The sequence below is a fragment of the Agromyces laixinhei genome, from assembly GCF_006337065.1.
Lineage (GTDB): Bacteria > Actinomycetota > Actinomycetes > Actinomycetales > Microbacteriaceae > Agromyces > Agromyces laixinhei.
This window is the reverse complement of record NZ_CP040872.1, coordinates 1696861-1718607: the sequence shown is the minus strand read 5'-3', so window position 1 is coordinate 1718607 and position 21747 is coordinate 1696861. Positions and strand designations below refer to the sequence as shown.

Sequence of the window (21747 nt, the reverse complement as noted above, 5' to 3'; positions counted from 1 at the left end):
TTCCATGCATCCCACTCGCGAGCGATACGCTGCCGGACGCGGCTACCTCGCCGCCTGCACCATGGGCCTGCCGGCCGACGTCACCCGCGCCGCAGTGCGGCGCGACCTCGAATCATGGTCGATCGGCGCGGCGTCCGGCGTCGACTACAGCGTCATCCACGACCGCGCCCGCGGCCACGCCGCGACCCTGCTCGGCCGGCATCCGAGCGAGATCGCCACCGGTTCCCAGGTCTCGGTCTTCGCCGGACTGGTCGCGGCATCGGCGCCGACCGGCGCGGAGATCGTCTGCGTCGACGGCGACTTCTCCTCGGTGGTCGGGCCGTTCCTGGCCCGCGGCGACCTTCGCGTACGCCACGTGCCGCTGGCCGAGCTCGCCGGCGCCGTCACCGATCGCACCTGGCTCGTCTCGTACTCGCTCGTACAGTCGGCGACGGGCGAGGTGGCCGACGCGGCATCCATCGCCACTGCTGCTCGCGCCGCCGGCGCCCTCGTGCTCGTCGACACGACCCAGGCCACAGGGTGGATGCCGACCGACTCGCTCGACGCCGATGTCGTGATCTGCCACGCCTACAAGTGGCTCTCCGCGCCCCGGGGTGCCGCCTTCGCGGCATTCTCTCCCCGGGCGATCGACGAGCTGACCCCGCATGCGGCGGGGTGGTACTCGGGCACCGATCCGTGGGCATCGTGCTACGGGCCCGCGCTGCACCTCGCGGCGGACGCGCAGCGCTTCGGCGTCTCCCCCGCCTGGCACGCGTGGGTCGGGGCAGCGGCAGCGCTCGAACTCGCCGCCTCGCTCGACATGACGGAGGTGCGGAGCCACGACGTGGGGCTCGCGAACGCGTTCCGCGAACGACTCGGGCTCGGCGCATCCGACAGTGCGATCGTCGCCTGGCCCGACGCCGACGGCAGCGCGCTCGCGTCGCTCGGCGCGGCGGGCATCACGGCATCAGGGCGTGCAGGCCGGGCCCGGGTGGCATTCCACGTCTGGAATGACGAAGAAGACGTCGAACTCACCGCCGGTGCCCTCGGCCTCGGCCGCCGCCGCGCGACGGTCAGCGCGCCGCACTGAGCGCGACGAGACACCGGTCGGGTGCGGCGAACGGCAGGAGCCGGGCCTCGACGCGCGAATCGGATGCCGCGGGTGCGTCGGGATCATCGGGTTCATCGGGTGCATCGCCGGCGAGCACTTCGCGGATGAGGCTCTCGTGCACCGCGCAGATGACGCCTCGGTGACGGCGCGCCGAATCGCGGAACGGGCAGGCGTGGAGCGAGAGCCCCTCAGGGACCCGTTCGGGTGCGAAGCCGAGTTCATCGAGCACCCGGACGAGCCGCTCGGTCGGCGCCTCACCGCCCGACGGAACGGACAGGCTCGCAGCCCAGTTCTGCCCCGCTTCACTCGAGAGTCTCGCCCGCGTCTCGCTTCCCTGCCCTTCGAGTGCGGCCGCGAGCGCGTCGATCAGCCGGTCGCGGGAGCGTTCGTCTCGCGCGCGTGCCGCAACCGCGTCGACCAGCGCGTATTGCAGTCGCGGGCGACCGCGACGCCCCCGATGGCGAGTCGTCGTCTCGACGACCCCGGCATCGACGAGCTGGTCGAGGTGGAAGCGCGCGGTCGTGACATGCACGCCGATCGACTCGGCGAGCTCGGCAGCCTCGACGGGCTCGCCCGACCGCTCCAGTGCGCCCAGCACCCGCCGTCTGGCCGGCGACGCGAGTGCGGCCGATGACGCGAGTGCGGCAGGCTCATCCTCCGTCGATCGCATCGATCGCCTCCTCCGCCTCGAGCCGTGCCCGCGTCGAGATCGTCTCGAGCGCGCTGCCCGAACGCCCCGACAACCGCCGACTGATCGAGGCGGCGATGCGACGCGCCTGGATCTTCGCGCGCTCCGCCGCGTCGCCGGCGAACTGCGCGTCGACGTTCGCGACCCAGAGTTCGAGCCATCGGTCGAAGTGCGCCGCGCCGAGCGGAGACTTCGCGTGCAGCGCGACGTGCATGGCGAACGCGTTCCGACGATAACTGCCGGCACGGAAGAGCACCGTCTCCCAGAAGTCGCACATGATCGGAAGGTGGTGGTCGAGATCCATGTGGGCGACATCGGTGAAGATCGGCCCGATGAGCGGGTCGGTGAAGGCGCGACGGTAGAAGGACTCGACGAGCTGTGCGACATCGTCGCGGTCGCGGATGTCTCGGAGCTCTACGAGTCCGCTCGGTAGATCGGCCATGCCTCCACGGTAGCCTTCGTGCCGATTAAACCGCAATCTGATACGGTCAATTCATCGGGTCTCGCTCATGCGGAAGTCCGATCGAATCGCCGTCGAAGGGATCGGGAATGAGCTCGCGGTTTCAGATCATCGCCACTGACGAAGCGCACCTTCGCGAGGTGATGCCATGCGAAGACGGCGAAGTGCGCAGCCGCCGGGTCTTCGCACTCGACGGCGTCTCGCTCGTGCTCATCAGCCTCGGACGCGGCGCGGTGATGCGCGACCACACGGCCAGAGCACCCATTCTCATCCGCGGCGTCTCGGGCCGGTCGGTCGTCACGATCGGCGACGAGCGCGTCGATCTCGCCGTCGGGGCGTTGGTGCAACTCGACGCCGGCGTGCCGCACGCGGTCGAGGCGATCGGGCCGGCGCAACTGCTGCTCACGGTGCTCGGCTCTGCGCGAGCGCACACCCGTGAGGTCGGGCGCGAGCACGGCGACGCCGAAGCATCCGACGCAGAGGCATCTGTCGCCGAGGCACCCGCCACAGAGGCATCCACCGCGCCGGCGGATGCACGGTGACCGCCCTTCCCGCTCCCGCTCCGCGCCTCAGCCCTGTGGTCTTCGGCAACGCTCTCGGCGTCGCGCTCATCGTCATCGGCGGACTCGTCGCCGCAGTGACCGGACCGCTGCAGTTGGAACGCGGCAGTTGGCTTGCGGCCTACCTCGTGCTCGTGGGCGGAGTCGCCCAGTGCCTCATCTCCCGCGTGCTCGAGTCCGCCGCGTGGGCGGCCGGTCGCGGTGGCTGGGCGACCATCGCCGCCTGGAATGTCGGCAACCTGCTAGTCATCGTCGGGGCGCTGACCCGGGTGCCGCTCATCGCAGACCTCGGCGGGCTGATGATCGTCGCGCCCCTCGTCGTGGCGTTGCGAACGGTCTTCGCGACGCCGTCCGCCGGTTCGGGGCGTGTCGCGCGTGCACTCATGGCGCTGCCGCTCTTCGTGGTGCTCATCGGCGTGCCGGTCGGTCTCGCGCTCACCCACCTCCGCGCGGCGGGCTGACCCGGCTCAGCGGCGTCGTGGTTCAGGCGGAACGCACCGGATTCGAAAGCGTGCCGACGCCCGAGATCGTCACGTCGACCGTGTCGCCGTCGACGATCGGCCCGACCCCTGCGGGCGTTCCCGTGAGGATGACATCACCCGGCAGCAGCGTGAACACGCTCGACGCGTAGGCGACGATCGCAGGCACCGAGTGCACGAGGTCGGCGAGCCGGCCCTCCTGCTTGCGCACTCCGTTGACGGTCGTCTCGATCACTGCCTCGTCGAAGTCGACGTGCGTTTCGATCAACGGCCCGAGTGGGCAGAAGGAGTCGAATCCCTTGGCGCGCGACCACTGGCCGTCGCGATGCTGCAGGTCGCGTGCGGTGACGTCGTTGGCGATCGTGTAGCCGAAGATGTAGTCGTCGGCGTCGTCTTCGGCGACATTCTTCGCGATGCGGCCGATGACGACGGCGAGTTCACCCTCGTGCTCGACGCGCTCGCTCTGCTTCGGAAGGACGATCGCATCGTCGGGGCCGATCACCGACGTGTTCGGCTTCAGGAAGAGCAACGGCTCCGCAGGCGCCTCGCCGCCCATCTCGGCCGCGTGGTCGTGGTAGTTCTTGCCGACGGCGACGACCTTCGACCTCGGGATCACGGGTGCGAGCAACTTCGCATCGGTGAACTTGACCCGCTCCCCCGTCGGCTCGTAGCCCGCGAACATGGGGTCGGCCTTCAGCACGACGAGCTCGTGCTCCTCTTCGTCGACGATGCCGAATGCGATGGTGTCGTCGTGGCTGAAACGCGCGATCTTCATTCCTTCAGCCTAGCCGGGGGTCGGCCAGAGGGGCCGAGTGCGCGGCGCCCGACTGCAGTGAGCGGGGCAGATGGATGCCAAGATTCGTGTATGCCGACATCAGTGGAGCTCATCCGAGCGTCGACGCTTTCGTCCGTCGCCGAGTACGCGTACGCGGCGACTGCGCCGAAGGATGCGCGGTTGATCTTCCTGGCCGGCGCATGCCCGCTCAGCAGTGATGGCGCGACTGCCGCAGTCGGCGACTACGCCGGTCAAGCCACGATCTGCATCGAGACGATGATCGGTGCCCTCGCCGCTGCCGGCGCGACGATCGACGACGTCATCAGCACCCGTATACTCGTCGCGTCGACGGAGCGTGCGGATCTCGGCGCCGTCTGGCGTGTGGTGCGAGACGCGTTCGGCGAACATGATGTGCCGAGCACACTGATGGGGGTCACGGTGCTCGGATACGACGGGCAACTCGTCGAGATCGAAGCGATCGCGGCCGTCGTCGATCAGAAGGGCGGCGGGCCGGTGTAGCTCCGCCCGACCGGACTTCGCCACGCGACGGACTGATCTGAATGCTTCACCGTGGCGAACTTCGCGACGTGTTTGAGACGGTGATCGCCCCGACAGAGGGGGGCGAGGTTCGCACGGTCGGTGGCGCCGCCGTGCTGCCAGTCGCGAACGTGGTCGATATCGGAACTCACGGCGAGTCGATTGCATCCGGGCCGCGTGCATCGGCCGTGCGTGACGGCGAGCCACGTGCGCTGCGCGTTCGAGGGCCGGTATCGCGTACGGTCGAGGTCAAGCGGGGCACTCGTGATCGGGTCGACCGCCAGTCGGAGGAACGACGGCGCGTCGGCGAACAGCTGCCGAGCGGTCGCGCGATCGATCGGCCCGACTCCGTCGAGCATGGCCGGTTGGTCGGAAACTCCTGCAAGGCCGAGCACCGGCACTGTCACGACGACTTCGACGCGAGCGGCCGTCGGAGTGCCGTCGCCGACGAGCCACGCGACAGCGGTGTCTGCGCGCAGTTGGTCGCGATTTCGCGGCTCGTCTGCACTGCCCGAGAGCCTCTGGGCCGTCGCATCCAACCGGGCCCGGATGCGTGCGGCGTCGACCGATGAGGTGAGCAGGCTCACCCACGCCATGCCGTCGTCGACATGTTCGATGACGACTCGTCGCGACGCGTACGCGCGGGTGTGCCGGGCCTCGAGCCCATCTCGCTCGAGCCTCGCCCGAAGCGTGCGAGCTCGCTGGCGCAGTTGCACAGTCGTGATCGTGCCGATGACCTCGGCGAGGCCGGCATCGAGCTCGACCAGGCGCGGGTCGCCCGCCGCGAATCCACTCGTGGCATCGACGGCGACTCTCACATCGGAGTAGTCGGCGACGCCAGCGGAGAACCTCTCCCAGACGAGCGGCAGGCAGCGCTGCAGAACCGAAGCCTCGTGGGCACGGTTGCGGATCGTGCCTGCGGGGATGCGCAACCGCATCGACAACTCCGCCGCTGCTGCCCGCACTGCGAGGTCTTCAGCGCCGGGCGCCGCAACCGCCGCTGGGCGGAGGTAGAGCGACGGATCACGCCGCGACAGTTCGATCGCGAGACGCACGGCATCGAGGTGCACCGCCATCGCCCGGTTCGCTGAGAACCGGGCCGTCTCTGCTTCGTCGAGCGCGGACTCGAGCGCTGCGAAGGCGTCGAACCGAGCATCGACCCCGGCGAACTCGTGCATCGCCTCAACGGCGAGGGGCGTCGCCGTCATCGAGTCGAAGACATCTTCCATACATCCATAGTGCAGGCACCCACCGACATCGAAGATGTCCTCAGCTACTACTCTTGTGGAGCCCGTCGCTGCGCATCGGGCAAGTACTGCGCGACGGCGCTTGCAGATGGGATGGCCGGCAACGGTTCGTGTCACCGAGTGAGCACCGTTCCGCCCAGAGCCGTGCGCGCAGGGATGCGTCAGCGGGCGACAACTGCGCGAGCACGTAGACATCGCCGCCTGATTGACGGAGGCTGAAGTCATGACACGACGAGTTGTAGTGACCGAGAACATGACGCTCGACGGAGTAGTTGAGAACGATGGCACGTGGTTCGATCCGACCGAGGACTCCGATCGCGGTCGCGAGCTCGCCGCCGTCACTGCCGAACACGCGGCCGCTTCAGACGCATTCCTCGTCGGAAGAGTCACGTTCGAGGAGATGCGCGGGTTCTGGCCGATACAGAAGGATGACACGACGGGAGTCACTGATCATCTGAACCGAGTCGACAAGTACGTGGTCTCACGTTCACTCGATGACCCGCAATGGGAGGGCACCACGGTGCTTCGCGGCGGAGACGACCTCGAGCGAGAAGTCCGCGCGTTGGCCGAAGCACCCGGGAAGGACATCGTTCTGACCGGTTCGATCACGCTCGCGCAGGATTTGCTGATGAGGGGGCTCGTCAATGAACTCCGCTTCTTCGTCTATCCGGTGGTGCTCGGGCGCGGTCGCCGGCTCTTCCCGGAGCAATGGTCGGGATCTCACCTGCAGCTGATCGAGCAACGACCGATCCACGATGTTGCGCTGCTCCGATACCGCCTCTCCAGCTGACATCCGCTCGTGCGTCCACCGATCAGCGGATGCGTTCATCCGAAGTCGGCCCGACGCGAGGCAGCTTTCACCCAAGCAGATACCACCAGGGTGTCCTCGGATCCCGAGGTACGGGTCGTTCCACGTCACGACGAGCCCGACCGCACCAGTGTGCGACGACCGGCTCGGTGTCGCGGACGTCGGTCACGCGTCGAGTCGCGTCATCCACCCGTGGCGGTCTTCGGCGCGACCGTACTGGATGTCGGTGAGTTCCTGGCGCAGCGACAGTGCGAGCTCTGATGCCTCGGCGCCCGAGTGCACGATCTCGAAGTCGGTGCCCAGCAGACGACCGATGGGCACGACGACCGCGGCGGTGCCGCAGGCGAACGCCCCGACGATCTCGCCCGATTCGGCGCCGCTGCGCCACTCGTCGAGCGCCACCGCGCGACGCTCGACCGAGTGGCCGCGGTCGGCAGCGAGCTGCAGAACGGAATCGCGCGTGATGCCCTCGAGGATCGACGGCGACTCGGGTGTGACGAGCGTGCCGTCGCGCTTCACGAGCACGATGTTCATGCCGCCGAGCTCTTCGAGATTGCCTGCGTCGTCGAGGAACGCGACCTGCTGGCATCCTTTCTCGTAGGCTTCGGCCTGCGGCAGCAGGCTCGACGCATAGTTGCCGCCGGTCTTCGCCGCTCCGGTGCCGCCCTTGCCCGCGCGTGCGTAGTCGGTGGAGAGCCAGATGTTGACGGGTTCGACCCCGCCCGGGAAATACGCTCCGGCCGGACTCGCGATGACGTAGTAGTTGACCTTCTTCGCAGGCCGCACGCCGAGGAACGCCTCTTTCGCGAACATGAACGGCCGCAGGTACAGGCTCGTCTCGGGAGCGCTCGGCACCCAGCCGGCGTCGACCGCGATGATCTGCTTCAGCGACTCGATGAAGATGTCGCTCGGCAGTTCGGGCAGCGCCAGGCGGCGCGCCGAACGCTGCATGCGCGCGGCATTCTCGTACGGCCGGAAGGTGTGGATCGAACCGTCGGCGTGCCGGTAGGCCTTCATGCCCTCGAAGACCTCTTGGGCGTAGTGCAGCACCGCAGCGGCCGGGTCGAGCGCGATGGGCCCATACGGCGAGACGCGCGGGCGGTGCCAACCGCCCTTCTCCGACCAGCAGATGTCGACCATGTGGTCGGTGAAGTGATTGCCGAAGCCGGGGTCGGCGAGGACCGCCTCGCGTTCGGCAGTCGTCTTCGCCTGCTCGTTGCGGATGACCTGCCAGATGAGCCCGGCTGCCGATGGGGCCTGGAGCGGGAGGTTGATCGTCATGATGTGTGTCCTTCGGTGCGCTGGATCAATGCTGAGTGCGACTCACGCGTGCGGCGATGTCGTCGCCGATCTCGGAGGTCGTGCGCCGGGTGTCGCCGCGTTCGGCGATGTCGGCGACGACCGCCCTCCGCACCCGCCCTGCGGCATCCGCCTGACCGAGATGGTCGAGCAGCAGTGCCACGGAGAGGATCGCGGCCGTGGGATCGGCGATGCCCTTGCCGGCGATGTCGGGTGCTGAGCCGTGAACCGGCTCGAACATGCTGGGGAATCGGCCGTCGGGGTTGATGTTGCCCGATGCCGCGAGGCCGATGCCGCCGCTGATTGCGCCGGCCAGATCGGTGAGGATGTCGCCGAAGAGGTTGTCCGTGACGATGACATCGAATCTAGCAGGGTCTGTGACGAGGAAGATCGTCGCGGCGTCGACGTGCAGGTAGTCGACGTCGACCTCTGGGAACTCGGCGGAGACGGCGTCGACGGTGCGCTTCCACAGCGAACCGGCGAAGACGAGCACGTTCGTCTTGTGCACGAGCGTCAGCTTCTTGCGAGGCCGAGCGGATGCCGCCGCGAACGCGTAGCGCACGACGCGCTCGACGCCGTAGGCGGTGTTGACCGAGACCTCGTTGGCGACCTCTGCGGGGGTGCCGACGCGAATCGCGCCGCCGTTGCCGACGTAGGGACCCTCGGTGCCCTCGCGCACGACGACGAAGTCGACCTCGCCGGGCGCGACGAGCGGGCTCGCAACGCCATCGTGCAGCACGGTCGGTCGCAGGTTCACGTAGTGGTCGAGCTCGAAACGCAGCCTCAGCAGCAGGCCGCGCTCGATGTTCGCGCCCGCGAGGCGCGGGTCGCCCGGCGTGCCGCCGACGGCACCGAGCAGGATCGCATCGTGTGCCGTGATCGAAGCGAGGTCGTCGTCGGTCAGCACCTCGCCGGTCGCGAGGTAGCGCGCCGCACCCAAGGAGAACTCGGTCTGTTCGAACCGGATCCCTGAGCCCTCGGTCGCCGCGGCCAGCGCCTTCAGGGCCTCCCCGACGACTTCGGGTCCGATCCCGTCACCGGGAATGACCGCGAGCCTGACCGTGTCCACCATGAATTCTCCTTCGTGCGCCGGCCCTCCCAGCGTACTGTCCGCGACCCGCCGGATCGACCCGCCGGATCGACCCGCGGCCGCAGCACTCGACGGCAGTCGCGACCTGGTCGACACTCGCGGAGAGAGATCGAGCGAGCGAGCGGCTCCTGCTGAGACTCGCTCGAGTGCCTCGAGTGCTTCGTGTGCCGCAGAGACGATCACGGCGCGCGGCAGTCGGCGCAGGATGGCATCGACCCTCTTCCCCAGTTCGGGCCGAATCCGAGTTGACGACCACCATGCTGTTCACGGGAGCGGCTGCTCGATACACTCGGCGTCAGGACGAGGCATCCGCCTCAAGATGCGCGGCCTGCGCGGCCGCCGGAGCGAAAGCAGGACTTATGAGCATCGGCCTCGGTATCGTTCTCGTCGTCATCGGCGCGATCCTCACGTTCGCGCTCAACGTCACGGTCGAATGGATCGACCTGCAGATGGTCGGTTACATCCTGATGGCCGCGGGTGTCGTCGTCATCATCTTCGGCATCGTCCTGATGGTGCGCCGTCGTCGCAACGTGAGCACCTCCCGCACGAGTATCGATCCCGCAACGGGCGACCAAATCACTCGCAACGAGACATCCTCGCCTGAATGATGCTGAGCTGTCTGGCTGAGTACTGACCTACTCCGCGAAGTGCGGGGTTACTCCGCGGGTACCGGGCGCGGGTTCCTGAGCGTGATCGCGGCGACCACTGCAGCGGCCACCATCAGTCCGACGCCGATCAGCGAGGTCACCACGACCGCTCCATCGAACGCGAAAGCAGCGGATGCGGCGAGCTCGGCACCGGCCGCGCCTGGCAGTTGCTCGGCGACCGTGACCGCGCCCGCAAGCGTTTCGCTCGCGGCATCCGCCTGTGCGCTCGTGAGTGATGCAGGCAGTTCGATCGCCGCGCTGAAGCGTGCGGCGATGATGCTGCCCAGCACGGCCGTGCCGAGCACGGCGCCGAGTTCGTACGCCGTCTCGGAGACCGCCGAGGCGGCCCCGGCCTTCTCGGGCGGCGCGCTCGAGAGAATCAGTTCGTTGGAGACCGTCTCGGCGGCGCCGATGCCGACGCCGAGCATCACGAATGCGAGCACGACCGGCGCGATCGACTCCGCCGTCGCGAAGGATGCGATGACCGCGTACCCGCCCGCAGACAGGAGCAGTGCGATCGGCACGAGCACCCGCGGCCGCACTCGCCGGGCGATCGGCACGACGGCGAGGCCGGCGATGATCATCGCGACGAGGCCCGGCACCAAGGCGAGCCCGGCTGCGACCGGGGTCAGCCCCGCGATGAGCTGAAGGTGCTGCGACACGAAGTACAGGAATCCGACGAGCGCGATGACACTGAAGAGGTTCACGAGCACCGCGCCACCGAACGACCCCTGACCGAACAGGCGCACGTCGAGCATCGGCGAGCGGCTCGTGAGCTGGCGCCGCACGAACCAGAGCGCGAAGACGAGGCCCAGCACGATCGTCTGGATTCCGAAGCCCGACACGCCCTCGGTGGCGAGCGACTTGATGCCGAAGACAACGGGCGCCATTGCGGCGAGCGAGAGCAGGGTGCTCGGAATGTCGATGCGCCCGGGGGCGGGGTCACGGCTCTCTGGGATGAGAAGCGGTACGAGGATGAGCATCGGCACGAGCACGGGCACCGCGAGGAGGAACACCGAGCCCCAGTGGAAGTGCTCGAGGAGGACTCCGCCAACGAGCGGGCCGAGCGCGCTCCCTGCGGCGAACCCGGAGGCCCAGATCGCGATCGCGAGGCGTCGCTGCTCGCGCTCGACGAAGACGGTCCGGAGCAGCGACAACGTCGACGGCATGAGCATCGCGCCGAAGAAGCCGAGCGCGGCACGCAAGGCGATGAGCGCCTCGGCGGTCGGGGCGAATGCGGCCACGATCGAGAGCACGGCGAAGCCGACCGAGCCGATGAGGAGCATGCGGCGACGGCCGAATCGGTCGCCCGCGCTGCCCATCGCGACAAGGAGTCCGGCGAGCACGAGCGGATACGCGTCGATGATCCAGAGCTGCTGTGACGCCGTCGGCGCGAGGTCGAGCGCGATCGCGGGCAGCGCGAAGCTCAGCACCGTGTTGTCGACCGAGACGAGCAGCACGGGCAGCATGAGTACCGCGAGGGCGACCCACGCGCGACGGGGCGCGCGTGCGGTCGGTGCGCCGGGGTGCGAAGCGGTGTTCGTCACGGCGGAATGCATGGCGGTCGGGTCGGTGTCGGTCAGGTCGGTGTCGGTCTGGTCGGTGGCGGTCTGCTCGGTGTCGGTCTGGTCGGTGTCGGTCATCTCGGCTCGTCATCTCAAGGGCCGGTTACTATACCGTCCAGCTGGTATAGTAACAGACATGTGCGAAGCATCGTCGATCCCGACCCCATCGACCAGACTGGGAGCATGAGTCGCCCGCCCGCCGCCCGAGAAGCAGTGCTCGACGCCTTCGAGCGCATCATCATCGCCGACGGTGAACGAACCGCCACCCTCGACGCCACTGCCCGGGCCGCCGGCGTCTCGAAGGGCGGCCTGCTCTACCACTTCGGTTCGAGGCATGCCCTCATCGCCGGCCTGATCGAGCGCCTGCATCGGCTCGTCGACGAAGACGTGGCGCGCATCCACTCGGCGGCCGACGGGCCGATTTCGTACTTCGTGCGCTCATCGGTCGACCTCGAGTCACCGCTCGACCACAGCTTCGTCGCCGCCGTGCGTCTCGCCCAGGGTGGCGACCGTCAGGCTGCCGAGGCCATCGACGCCGTGCGAGCGCGCTGGCTCGAAGAGATGAGCCGGCATGTCGACGACCCCGCCCTCGCCTTGGCGATCACGCTCATCGGCGACGGTCTCTACTATCACTCCGCCTTGCGAGCCGAGGTCGATGCCGACGAGATCGACGACGACGACATCGGCCCCGCACAGATGGACGAACTCGTGGCGCTGCTCGAACGCATCGCCCAGACGGGCCGCTGACCGGCGACCTACTCGGTGATGTCGATCTCGACGAAGAGGCTCGCATCGATCGCCTCGCGCACGCGCTCGAGCACCTCGGCCGGCACCGGCGAGTCGACCGTCAGCACGCTGAGCGCCTGACCGCCGGCTTCGCGCCGAGCGATCTGCATGCCCGCGATGTTGATGCCGGCGTCGCCGAACTCCTGGCCGTAGACCGCGACGATGCCGGGCCGATCGACGTACTCGACGACGATGTGGGTCGTCGCGATCGGCACCTCGATCTCGTAGCCGTTGACGCCGACGAGCTTCTCGATCTGCTTCGGCCCAGTGAGCGTGCCCGAGACCGAAACCTGGCGGCCGTCGGCAAGCGCACCCGTGAGCGTGATCACGTTGCGGTACTCGGGCGACTCGGCCGCCGTGATGAGGCGCACGTCGACGCCGCGCTGCTCCGCGAGGAGGGGCGCGTTCACGTACGAGACCGTCTCGCTGACGACGTTGGTGAAGACGCCTTTCAGGGCGGCGAGCTTCAGGGCGCTCACATCGAAATCGACGAGTTCGCCGCGCACCTCGACGTCGAGGCTCGTGAGCGGTCCGTTCGCGATGCCGGCGAACAGCTGGCCGAGCTTCTCGACGAGCGGGATGCCGGGCCGCACGTAGGGGTCGATGACGCCGCCCGCGACGTTGACCGCGTCTGGCACGAGTTCGCCCGCGAGGGCCAGTCGCACCGACTTGGCGACCGAGACGCCCGCCTTCTCTTGCGCCTCGTCGGTCGAGGCACCGAGGTGCGGGGTCACGACGATGTTCGGCAGGCCGAGGAGGGGCGAGTCGCGCGGCGGCTCCGAGACGAAGACGTCGACGGCCGCCCCGGCGATCGTGCCGCCGACGAGCGCATCGTGCAGCGCGTCTTCATCGATGAGCCCGCCGCGCGCGACGTTGACGATGAACGAGGTCGGCTTCATGCGGGCGAACTGCTCGGCGCCGATCATGCCCGTGGTCTCGGGGGTCTTCGGCATGTGGATCGTGATGAAGTCGCTGCGCTCGAGCAGCTCGTCGAGGCTCACGGTCTGCACGCCGAGCTGCTGCGCACGGGCGGCGGTGATGTAGGGGTCGTAGGCGATCACGTTCGTGCCGAATGCCTGCAGCCGGGCAGCGATGAGCGCACCGATGCGGCCGAGACCGATGATGCCGACGGTCTTCTCGTAGAGCTCGACGCCGGTGTACGTCGACCGCTTCCACTCCCCCTGTGCGAGCGCCGCGTGAGCTGCGGGGATGTGGCGGGCGAGGCTCAGGATGTGGCCCACCGTCAGTTCTGCGGCCGAGATGATGTTCGAGGTCGGCGCGTTCACGACCATGACGCCCGCAGCGGTGGCCGCCTTGATGTCGACGTTGTCGAGGCCGACGCCGGCACGGGCGACGACCTTCAGCTTCGGGGCGGCGGCGATCGCCTCGGCGTCGACCTTGGTGGCCGATCGCACGAGGATCGCATCGGCATCGGCCAGCGCCGCGAGCAGCGCCGGACGATCGGTGCCGTCGACGGACCTGACGTCGAAGTCGGGCCCGAGGGCTTCGACGGTGGCGGGCGAGAGTTCTTCGGCGATCAGCACGACGGGCTTTGACACGAACGGGTTCCTTCGGGGTGATGCGCGCGCACGACACTGCGACTTGCGGTGGGATGCGCCACACGCCGTCGGGGCGCCTACCTGTTCACCCTACCGGAGCAAGCCCGGGGCATCCGTTGTGTGACGCCGTATGCATCACGAGAAGTCGAGTCCGCCGAGCGCGAAGTACGCGGAGACGTCGGCCGTGAGCACCTGCACGAGGGCGTACCCCGCGAGGAAGAGCACGGCCTGCGCGAGTGGCCCGCGCCGACGGCCGAGCCAGAACGCCGAACCGAACACGAGGAACGGCACCGCGACGCCCACGATGAGCAACGCCCACCCGGCACCCGTCATGGCGATGCCGAGTTCGGCGGCGGTGATGTTCAGTCCGACGAGATTGCCGACCGCCTCCCACACGTCGTAGGCGTAGAAGACCCCGAAGGCCACGGCGATCGTGATCGCGAGCCAGAGCGGCGTGGCCGGCCGGGCCGCGGGCGTGTCGGCGACCGGGGCGGTCGGTCCGGTGGGTACGGATGCCTCGGTCATCTCAACCTCGCAGCAGGAACGGAACGGGAAGGAGCAGCACGGCGCCGATGATCAGCCAGATGAGGCGTGCCCGTCGATGGCCGGATGCGAGCCAGAGCACCGCGCCGAACCACAACGGCGCCGCGAGCACGGCGAACCAACTGCCGAGCGCGTACATGAACTGCGCGACGGGGTCGTCGAAGAACGGCTGTTCGCCGAGCGCCGCGACCAGCCAACCGATTGCATAGAGCAAGAAGACGCCGCCGAGAACCCCGAGGGCGACGAGCTCGACCGATGAGGTCGCCGACGCGGCATCCGTCGGCTCGGGCTCGTCGGCGGAATCGCGCACGCCCTCTCCGTTGTGCGCGGCTTCGTCGCGTGGCTCGTCGAGCGAGGCGGCCGCGGCCGGCGCACCCACTGCCTTCCAACCGGGCGCGAGCGTGGGGTCGTCGTCGCCCTCCCAGCGCAGCGCATCGTCGTCGTCGGGGTCACGGGGCATGCCCACCACATTACCGAGCCAGCGGTTCAGAGAACGGGAATGCACGTGCCTTCCGCGCTCGGCAGGACGATGCCGAACTCGAAGTCGATCTTCGCCGACTCCACGCCGCCGAGCGATCCGCCGCTCACGATCGGTTCGTCGTGGAGTCGTTCGACGGGGCCGAGCCCGACGACCTGCCAGGCCGCGACGATGCGGGCGGCCGCCGCGACGTTGTCGTCGGTCACTTCGCGATCGTGTTCGTCGCTCGTCGTGTCGGTGATCACCCCGGTCGTGAACTCACCGCCGAGACGCATCCGGGTACCTCCCGGACACGCTTCCTCGACGACCGCGAGCGGCGTCGCGGTCGACCAGATCGCCGTGGAGCCGGCAGCCGCGGCCGTTGCGTCGGCGAGGGCCGCGAACTGACGGCGTGCCTCGTCGAGCGACGGAAGCGCGGCATCCGGCGCCCGGGGCGGCTCTGTGTACACCGGCGGGCCCGGAGCACCAGCATCAGCGGCGAACGGGAACCACGCCGATGCCGTCGATGAGATGAAGAGCACGACCGCGAGCACGAGCATGCCGCCCGCGAGGCCCAGCGCGACGAGCAGTTGAACGAGCACTCGCGACCAAGAGCCGCGCGGGCGCGAACGCTCCCACCAGAGCGCCACCGCCGGAGCGAGCAGCGCAGTGGCCGCCCAGCACCACGCCACGGGAGCCGCGACCGTCAACGGGCCCGCCGTGAAGACCGCGAGCATCGGCAGCGAGAGCGTCGCGCCGCCGAGCGGCACGACGAACGTCTCGGTCGCCGCGGGCCATCGCAGCGCCCGGCACACGACGAGCAGCGCGGCCCCGCCGACACCACCGGCGGTCGCAGCGATGGGGATCACCGGGAGCACCGGAGTCGTCCGCACGACGTCGAACGCGAAGCCGAGCACCACACCGACGAGCGCGACCCCAGCCCCGATGAGGATGCTTCGCGCGGCGAGATGCACGGCCGCGCGGAGGATCCCGTCGGTGCCCCCGCCCCGTTCCGCGTCGTCCGGCTCCTGCGGAAGCAGGACCGGAACGGGCGGAGGTGCGATCGTCATCGCATGGCGACGGCAGCGGCGGCGACGGCCGCCTGCACGAGGTCGGCGTCGGTGATGTCGAAGCCGTCGACGCCGCCGCCCGGACCGCTGGCACCGCCGCGCGCGGCGACGCCCCGCGCCGAGAGATGCACCGCGTCGACCCCCGCAGCAGCGAGATCGACGATGTCGGCGATGCGCACGCCGCCGCCGGCCATGACCTCGAGTTCACCCGACTCGGCCGCCATCCGGCGCAGCGTGGAGAGGCCCGCGCGACAGTCGGGCGCCCCACCGGAGGTCAGCACACGCCGCACACCCAGTGCTCGGAGCGACTCGACCGCGTGGATCGGGTCGGAACTCGCGTCCACGGCCCGGTGGACCGTGACGTCGCCGCCGGCCGCCGAGTCGACGAAGCGCCGGACGAGCGAACGGTCGAGCTCACCCGCGTCGGTGAGCGCACCGACGACGACGCCGTCGGCACCTGCCGCGACAGCCGCGCGGATGTCGCGGTCGATCGTGTCGAGCTCGTCGGCGTCGTAGACGAAGCCGCCACCGCGCGGGCGCACGAGCACGTGCACGAAGCTCGTTGCGGCCGCCGCTCGCGCCGCGGCGACGGCGGCCTCGATGAGACCGATCGACGGAGTGAGTCCGCCGAGCCCGAGCGCCTGGCAGAGTTCGACGCGTGCAGCGCCGTGTTCCAATGCTGTGCGCACCCCCGCGACATCCTGAACGGCGATCTCGACCGGGAGAATTCGTGACATTCCCGACACGCTACCCGCTCGGCGGCCGCGACGCTCTTCGGCCGACCGCAACCGGCCCGCTCGCCGTGGGGGCACGCGGACGCGAGGAGATCCGCGATTGCGAGGGCGGCCCGCCTCGGGCCGGCATCCTCGGAATCGCAGATCTCCTCGCTATCGCAGCAGGCCCCCGCGAGGGCCGGAACGCCGCCCTAGCGGGCGACCTCGCCGTCGACGTAGTCGTCGTCGTTCGAGGCGTTCCAGGCGAAGAGCTTGCGGAGCTCGCGGCCGGTGGCCTCGATCGGGTGCGACTCGCCCTTGGCGCGGAGCTCGAGGAACTCCTTCTGCCCATTGTCCTGGTCGTCGATGAAGCGCTTGGCGAACGCGCCCGACTGGATGTCGGCGAGCACGGCCTGCATGTTCTCCTTGACGCGCGGGTCGATGACACGCGGGCCCGAGACGTAGTCGCCGTACTCGGCGGTGTCGGAGACCGACCAGCGCTGCTTGGCGATGCCGCCCTCCCACATCAGGTCGACGATGAGCTTCAGCTCGTGGAGCACCTCGAAGTAGGCGACCTGCGGCTGGTAGCCGGCCTCGGTGAGCGTCTCGAAACCATACTGCACGAGCTGCGAGACGCCGCCGCAGAGCACAGCCTGCTCGCCGAACAGGTCGGTCTCGGTCTCTTCGGTGAAGGTCGTCCTGATGCCGCCGGCGCGGAGTCCGCCGATCGCCCTGGCGTACGAGAGGGTGAGCGGCCAGGCGGTGCCCGATGCATCCTTCTCGACGGCGACGATCACGGGCACGCCGCGACCCGCCTCGTACTCGCGACGCACGGTGTGACCCGGGCCCTTCGGGGCGACCATGATGACGTCGACGCCCTCGGGCGCCTCGATGTAGCCGAAGCGGATGTTGAAGCCGTGGCCGAACACGAGGGTCTTGCCCGCGGCCAGGTTGGCCTCGATCGACTCGGCATAGATGTGGCGCTGGTACTGGTCGGGCGCGAGGATGACGATGACGTCGGCCCACGCAGCGGCGTCGGCCACGCTCTTGACCTCGAAGCCGGCCTCTTCGGCCTTGGCCTTCGACTTCGAGCCCTCCTTGAGCCCGATGACGACCTCGACACCCGAGTCGCGGAGGTTCTGCGCGTGCGCGTGACCCTGCGAGCCGTAGCCGATGACGGCGACCTTCCTGCCCTGGATGAGCGCGAGGTCGGCGTCCTTGTCGTAGTAGATCTCAGCCATGCTGTTTTTCTCCTTGGGTGTGGTTCAGGTTGACGGATGCCGCGGCGGGCGTGCCGCGGCATCCGTGATTCAGTTCTTGAAGACGCGCTCGGTGATGGACTTGCCGCCACGGCCGATCGCGAGGAGGCCCGACTGGGCGATCTCCTTGATGCCGTAGGGCTCGAGCACCTTGAGGAACGCGGTGGTCTTGCCGGAGTCGCCGGTGACCTCGATCACGAGCGCGTCGGTCGAGACGTCGACGACCCGAGCGCGGAAGAGGTTGACGGCCTCGAGCACCTGAGAGCGCGTCGTGTTGTCGACGCGCACCTTGATGAGCAGGTGTTCGCGCTCCACCGCCTGCGCGGAGTCGAGCTCGACGATCTTGATGACGTTGACGAGCTTGTTCAGCTGCTTCGTCACCTGCTCGAGCGGGAGCGTCTCGACGTCGACGACGACCGTGATGCGGCTGAGGCCCGCGATCTCCGAGTGGCCAACGGCGAGCGACTCGATGTTGAAGCCGCGCCGGGCGAAGAGGCCCGCGACACGGGTGAGCAGACCGGGCTTGTCCTCGACGAGGAGTGAGAGCACGTGTGTCGACATGGTCAGTCCTCCTCGCTGAACGCCGGCGAGTGATCGCGAGCGTATTGGACGTAGCTGTTCGAGACGCCCTGCGGCACCATCGGCCACACCATCGCGTCGGCCGAGACGACGAAGTCGATCACCACGGGGCGGTCGTTCGTCTCGAGCGCGAGCTTGATGGCGTCGTCGATCTCCTCCTCTTTCGTGACACGGATGCCGAGACATCCGTAGGCCTCGGCGAGTGCCACGAAGTCGGGGATGCGCACGGTGTCGTGTCCCGTGTTCAGGTCGGTATTCGAGTACCGGCCGTCGTAGAACAGCGTCTGCCACTGGCGCACCATGCCGAGCGAGGAGTTGTTGATGATCGCGACCTTGATCGGGATCTTGTTCAACGTGCAGGTCGCGAGCTCCTGATTGGTCATCTGGAAGCATCCGTCGCCGTCGATCGCCCAGACCACGCGATCGGGCTCGGCGACCTTCGCGCCCATCGCGGCGGGAACCGCGTAACCCATCGTGCCGGCGCCACCCGAGTTCAGCCAGGAGTTGGGGCGCTCGTACTTGATGAACTGCGCCGCCCACATCTGGTGCTGTCCGACGCCCGCGGCGTAGACCGCCTCGGGCCCGGTGAGCTCGCCGATGCGCTGGATGACCTGCTGGGGTGCGAGGAGTCCGTCGGTCGGCGTCGTGAACCCGAGCGGGAACTCCGCGCGCAGCCCGTCGAGGGTCGCCCACCATTCCTCGAGGTCGGGCGCGGCCGCCTCCCCCGCGACCACCTCGCGGTAGGCCGCCTCGAGGTCGACGAGCACGTCTTTCGCGTCGCCCACGATCGGCACGTCGGCAACCCGGATCTTCGAGATCTCGGCCGGATCGATGTCGACGTGCACGACCTTGGCGTTCGGGGCGAAGAGCGCGGACTTGCCGGTCACCCGGTCGTCGAAGCGCGCGCCGAGGGCGATGAGGAGGTCGGCCTCCTGCAACGCGATGACGGCGGGAACCGTGCCGTGCATGCCCGGCATGCCGAGGTGCTGCTGATGCGAGTCGGGGAACGCGCCGCGCGCCATGAGCGTCGTCACCACGGGAACGTTGGTCGTCTCGGCGAGCGTGAGCAGTTCTTCCGACGCCCCCGAGCGGATGACTCCGCCGCCCACGTACAGCACCGGGCGCTTCGCCTCGGCGAGCAACTGGGCTGCGGCCGTGACCTGCTTGCCGTGCGCCTTCGTGATCGGCCGGTAGCCGGGAAGGTCGAGCTTCGGCGGCCAGCGGAAGACGGCCGTCGCCTGCTGCGCGTCTTTCGTGATGTCGACGAGCACGGGCCCGGGGCGGCCCGTCGTGGCGATGTGGTAGGCCGCGGCGATGGTCGCCGGGATCTCCGAGGCATCCTTCACGAGGAAGGAGTGCTTCGTGACCGGCATCGTGATGCCGACGATGTCGGCCTCCTGGAACGCATCGGTGCCCATGAGGTTCGAGAAGACCTGGCCGGTGATCGCGAGCATCGGCACCGAGTCCATGTGCGCGTCGGCGATGGCCGTGACGAGGTTCGTGGCGCCCGGGCCCGACGTCGCGATGGCGACGCCGAGCTTGCCCGATGAGGAGGCATAGCCCTGGGCCGCGTGGCCCGCACCCTGCTCATGGCGCACGAGGATGTGGCGGAGCTTCTTGCTGTCGAGCAGCGGGTCGTAGACGGGGAGGATCGCGCCGCCGGGGAGCCCGAACACGTCGGTGATGCCGAGCATCTCGAGTGAACGGACGACCGCTGCGGCGCCGGTGAGCTCCACTGGGGCGCCTGCGGGCACGGTGGCGGGCGATGGCACGGGACTGGATTCCGTGGTCATTCGGTTCCTGTTCTGGTGGACGGTGTGTGCGGGGAGCGCAGCACTCAACCCGTCGTGGCGCCTTCGGCGGCGGAACGCACGAGCTTCGAATACTTCGCGAGGACGCCACGGGTATAGCGCGGGGGAAGCGGAGCCCACCCATCGCGGCGGGCAGCCAGCTCGGCATCGTCGACCAGTAGGTCGATGGAACGAGCTGCGATATCGACCCGTATGAGATCACCATCGCGCACGAAGGCGATGGGACCTGCGTCCACCGCTTCGGGTGCCAGATGGCCGATGCAGAGGCCGGTTGTGCCGCCTGAGAATCGACCGTCCGTCAAGAGTAGTACATCTTTTCCGAGGCCGGCTCCCTTGATGGCCGCCGTGATGGCGAGCATCTCGCGCATGCCGGGCCCGCCCTTCGGCCCCTCGTAGCGGATGACGACCACGTCGCCGGACTTGATCTCGCCGGCCGTGAGCGCGTCCATCGCGGCTCGTTCCCGCTCGAAGACGCGTGCGGGCCCCTCGAAGGTGGCCGCATCGAAGCCCGCGGTCTTCACGACCGCACCTTCCGGTGCGAGCGAACCGTGCAGGATGGTGAGCCCGCCGGTCTCGTGGATCGGGTCGTCGAGCGTGCGGAGCACCTCTCCGTCGAGCGGCGGGAGGTTCAGGTCTGCGAGGTTCTCGGCCATGGTCTTGCCGGTGACCGTGAGCACGTCGCCGTGCAGGAGGCCCGCATCGAGCAGCGCCTTCATGAGCACGGGAACGCCGCCGCGACGGTCGACATCGTTCATGACGTACTTGCCGAAGGGCTTCAGGTCGCCGATGTGCGGCACCTTCGCACCGATGCGGTTGAAGTCGTCGAGCGTGAGGTCGACCTCGGCCTCTCGCGCGATGGCGAGCAGGTGCAGCACGATGTTCGTCGAACCGCCGAGGGCCATCCCGACCGCGATCGCGTTCTCGAAGGCCTCCTTGGTGAGGATCTGGCGGGCCGTGATGCCGTGCTTCAGCAGGTTGACGACCGCCTCGCCCGAGCGGTGCGCGTAGTAGTCGCGACGGCGATCGGCGGATGCCGGTGAGGCCGAGCCCGGGAGCGACAGTCCGAGCGCTTCGGCGACCGAGGCCATCGTGTTCGCCGTGTACATGCCGCCGCAGGCGCCCTCGCCGGGAGCGAATGCGCACTCGATGGTCTTCGCGTCGGCCTCGCTCATCGTGCCGGCCTTGACGGCGCCGACCGCCTCGAACGAGTCGATGATCGTGATGTCTTTCTCCGTGCCGTCTGAGAGGCGCACCCACCCGGGCGCGATCGAGCCGGCGTAGAGGAAGACCGAGGCGAGGTCGAGGCGGGCTGCGGCCATGAGCATGCCGGGGATCGACTTGTCGCACCCGGCGAGCAGCACCGAACCGTCGAGCCGTTCGGCCTGCATGACGACCTCGACGGAGTCGGCGATGACCTCGCGGGAGACGAGCGAGAAGTGCATTCCCTCGTGGCCCATCGAGATGCCGTCGGAGACCGAGACGGTGCCGAACTGCAGGGGGTAGCCGCCCCCGCCGTGCACTCCCTCTTTCGCAGCCTGTGCGAGGCGGGCGAGCGAGAGGTTGCAGGGCGTGATCTCGTTCCAGGAGGACGCGATGCCGATCTGCGGCTTGTCCCAGTCGGCGTCTCCCATGCCGACCGCACGGAGCATGCCGCGGCTGGTCATGGCTTCGATACCGTCGGTGACGGTGCGGCTACGAGGTTTGGGATCGAACTCCGACATGCAT

The 21747-nt window shown here is 68.8% G+C and carries 23 protein-coding genes; 7 read left to right on the top strand and 16 right to left on the bottom strand.

Annotated features, from left to right (window positions below; all coding sequences use genetic code 11):
• The first annotated feature begins 4 nt into the window (after window positions 1-4).
• Entirely contained in the window at window positions 5-1069 is a 1065-nt protein-coding gene (locus FHG54_RS08095; RefSeq protein WP_139416823.1) for an aminotransferase class V-fold PLP-dependent enzyme, read from the top strand.
• On the opposite strand, the gene FHG54_RS08090 is transcribed toward FHG54_RS08095, so the two are convergent.
• Both FHG54_RS08090 and FHG54_RS08085 read right to left on the bottom strand, forming a co-directional pair.
• A complete protein-coding gene (locus FHG54_RS08090; protein ID WP_139416822.1) occupies window positions 1053-1760 on the bottom strand; it encodes a helix-turn-helix transcriptional regulator in 708 nt (235 codons plus the stop codon). The two genes, FHG54_RS08095 and FHG54_RS08090, sit on opposite strands and share 17 nt — an antisense overlap.
• The gene (locus FHG54_RS08085; protein WP_139416821.1) at window positions 1741-2220 is read right to left on the bottom strand and encodes a group III truncated hemoglobin; all 480 of its coding nucleotides are present in this window, start codon (window positions 2218-2220) and stop codon (window positions 1741-1743) included. Before FHG54_RS08085 ends, FHG54_RS08090 begins: the two co-directional genes overlap by 20 nt.
• 107 nt (window positions 2221-2327) lie before the next feature.
• Here FHG54_RS08085 and FHG54_RS08080 point away from each other — a divergent pair, with 107 nt between their 5' ends.
• Complete coding sequence (locus tag FHG54_RS08080) at window positions 2328-2780, top strand: cupin domain-containing protein (RefSeq protein WP_139416820.1); 453 nt, start codon at window positions 2328-2330, stop codon at window positions 2778-2780.
• A complete protein-coding gene (locus FHG54_RS08075) occupies window positions 2777-3259 on the top strand; it encodes a hypothetical protein (RefSeq protein WP_139416819.1) in 483 nt (160 codons plus the stop codon). The genes FHG54_RS08080 and FHG54_RS08075 overlap by 4 nt, the downstream gene beginning before the upstream one ends.
• 22 nt (window positions 3260-3281) lie before the next feature.
• Here the strand turns inward: FHG54_RS08075 and FHG54_RS08070 are convergent, their stop codons facing one another.
• Window positions 3282-4052 carry a fumarylacetoacetate hydrolase family protein gene (locus FHG54_RS08070; protein WP_139416818.1) on the bottom strand — a complete coding sequence of 257 codons (771 nt, stop codon included), beginning with the start codon at window positions 4050-4052 and terminating at the stop codon, window positions 3282-3284.
• Between the two features lie 90 nt (window positions 4053-4142).
• Here FHG54_RS08070 and FHG54_RS08065 point away from each other — a divergent pair, with 90 nt between their 5' ends.
• Entirely contained in the window at window positions 4143-4571 is a 429-nt protein-coding gene (locus FHG54_RS08065; protein WP_139416817.1) for a RidA family protein, read from the top strand.
• Here the strand turns inward: FHG54_RS08065 and FHG54_RS08060 are convergent.
• Window positions 4547-5818: an HNH endonuclease signature motif containing protein gene (locus tag FHG54_RS08060; protein WP_168197146.1), complete on the bottom strand. Its 1272-nt coding sequence runs from the start codon at window positions 5816-5818 to the stop codon at window positions 4547-4549. The two genes, FHG54_RS08065 and FHG54_RS08060, sit on opposite strands and share 25 nt — an antisense overlap.
• Before the next feature lie 241 nt (window positions 5819-6059).
• Between FHG54_RS08060 and FHG54_RS08055 the strand changes: the two genes are divergently transcribed.
• Window positions 6060-6626, top strand: a complete 567-nt coding sequence (locus FHG54_RS08055) for a dihydrofolate reductase family protein (RefSeq protein WP_139416815.1) — start codon at window positions 6060-6062, stop codon at window positions 6624-6626.
• 183 nt (window positions 6627-6809) lie between these two features.
• Here FHG54_RS08055 and FHG54_RS08050 read toward each other — a convergent pair whose 3' ends face one another.
• Both FHG54_RS08050 and FHG54_RS08045 read right to left on the bottom strand, forming a co-directional pair.
• Window positions 6810-7925 carry a branched-chain amino acid aminotransferase gene (locus tag FHG54_RS08050; RefSeq protein ID WP_139416814.1) on the bottom strand — a complete coding sequence of 372 codons (1116 nt, stop codon included), beginning with the start codon at window positions 7923-7925 and terminating at the stop codon, window positions 6810-6812.
• A 25-nt stretch (window positions 7926-7950) separates the two neighbouring features.
• A complete protein-coding gene (locus FHG54_RS08045) occupies window positions 7951-9015 on the bottom strand; it encodes a 3-isopropylmalate dehydrogenase (protein WP_139416813.1) in 1065 nt (354 codons plus the stop codon).
• 377 nt (window positions 9016-9392) lie between these two features.
• Here FHG54_RS08045 and FHG54_RS08040 point away from each other — a divergent pair, with 377 nt between their 5' ends.
• Window positions 9393-9641: a DUF6458 family protein gene (locus tag FHG54_RS08040; protein ID WP_139416812.1), complete on the top strand. Its 249-nt coding sequence runs from the start codon at window positions 9393-9395 to the stop codon at window positions 9639-9641.
• A gap of 47 nt (window positions 9642-9688) precedes the next feature.
• Here the strand turns inward: FHG54_RS08040 and FHG54_RS08035 are convergent, their stop codons facing one another.
• Entirely contained in the window at window positions 9689-11239 is a 1551-nt protein-coding gene (locus FHG54_RS08035) for an MFS transporter (RefSeq protein ID WP_139418358.1), read from the bottom strand.
• A gap of 189 nt (window positions 11240-11428) precedes the next feature.
• Here FHG54_RS08035 and FHG54_RS08030 point away from each other — a divergent pair, with 189 nt between their 5' ends.
• A complete protein-coding gene (locus FHG54_RS08030; RefSeq protein ID WP_139416811.1) occupies window positions 11429-11992 on the top strand; it encodes a TetR/AcrR family transcriptional regulator in 564 nt (187 codons plus the stop codon).
• Window positions 11993-12000: 8 nt separating this feature from the next.
• Here the strand turns inward: FHG54_RS08030 and serA are convergent, their stop codons facing one another.
• The 9 genes from serA to ilvD form a co-directional block, all read right to left on the bottom strand.
• Window positions 12001-13590, bottom strand: coding sequence for a phosphoglycerate dehydrogenase (serA, locus tag FHG54_RS08025; RefSeq protein ID WP_139416810.1), 1590 nt, complete (start codon window positions 13588-13590; stop codon window positions 12001-12003).
• Between the two features lie 135 nt (window positions 13591-13725).
• Entirely contained in the window at window positions 13726-14115 is a 390-nt protein-coding gene (locus FHG54_RS08020; RefSeq protein WP_139416809.1) for a hypothetical protein, read from the bottom strand.
• A gap of 1 nt (window position 14116) precedes the next feature.
• Window positions 14117-14593 (bottom strand): DNA polymerase III subunit gamma/tau, encoded by a 477-nt coding sequence (locus tag FHG54_RS08015; protein ID WP_139416808.1) that lies wholly within the window; start codon window positions 14591-14593, stop codon window positions 14117-14119.
• A 26-nt stretch (window positions 14594-14619) separates the two neighbouring features.
• Entirely contained in the window at window positions 14620-15660 is a 1041-nt protein-coding gene (locus FHG54_RS08010) for a hypothetical protein (RefSeq protein ID WP_139416807.1), read from the bottom strand.
• Window positions 15657-16397, bottom strand: a complete 741-nt coding sequence (locus FHG54_RS08005) for a copper homeostasis protein CutC (protein WP_139416806.1) — start codon at window positions 16395-16397, stop codon at window positions 15657-15659. Before FHG54_RS08005 ends, FHG54_RS08010 begins: the two co-directional genes overlap by 4 nt.
• A 188-nt stretch (window positions 16398-16585) precedes the next feature.
• Window positions 16586-17614, bottom strand: a complete 1029-nt coding sequence (gene ilvC / locus FHG54_RS08000; protein ID WP_139416805.1) for a ketol-acid reductoisomerase — start codon at window positions 17612-17614, stop codon at window positions 16586-16588.
• A gap of 69 nt (window positions 17615-17683) precedes the next feature.
• On the bottom strand, window positions 17684-18193 hold the full coding sequence (ilvN, locus tag FHG54_RS07995; protein WP_139416804.1) for an acetolactate synthase small subunit: 510 nt from the start codon (window positions 18191-18193) through the stop codon (window positions 17684-17686).
• 2 nt (window positions 18194-18195) lie between these two features.
• The gene (locus FHG54_RS07990) at window positions 18196-20004 is read right to left on the bottom strand and encodes an acetolactate synthase large subunit (RefSeq protein ID WP_139416803.1); all 1809 of its coding nucleotides are present in this window, start codon (window positions 20002-20004) and stop codon (window positions 18196-18198) included.
• 44 nt (window positions 20005-20048) lie between these two features.
• Window positions 20049-21743, bottom strand: coding sequence for a dihydroxy-acid dehydratase (ilvD, locus tag FHG54_RS07985; protein ID WP_139416802.1), 1695 nt, complete (start codon window positions 21741-21743; stop codon window positions 20049-20051).
• Window positions 21744-21747: the final 4 nt, after the last annotated feature.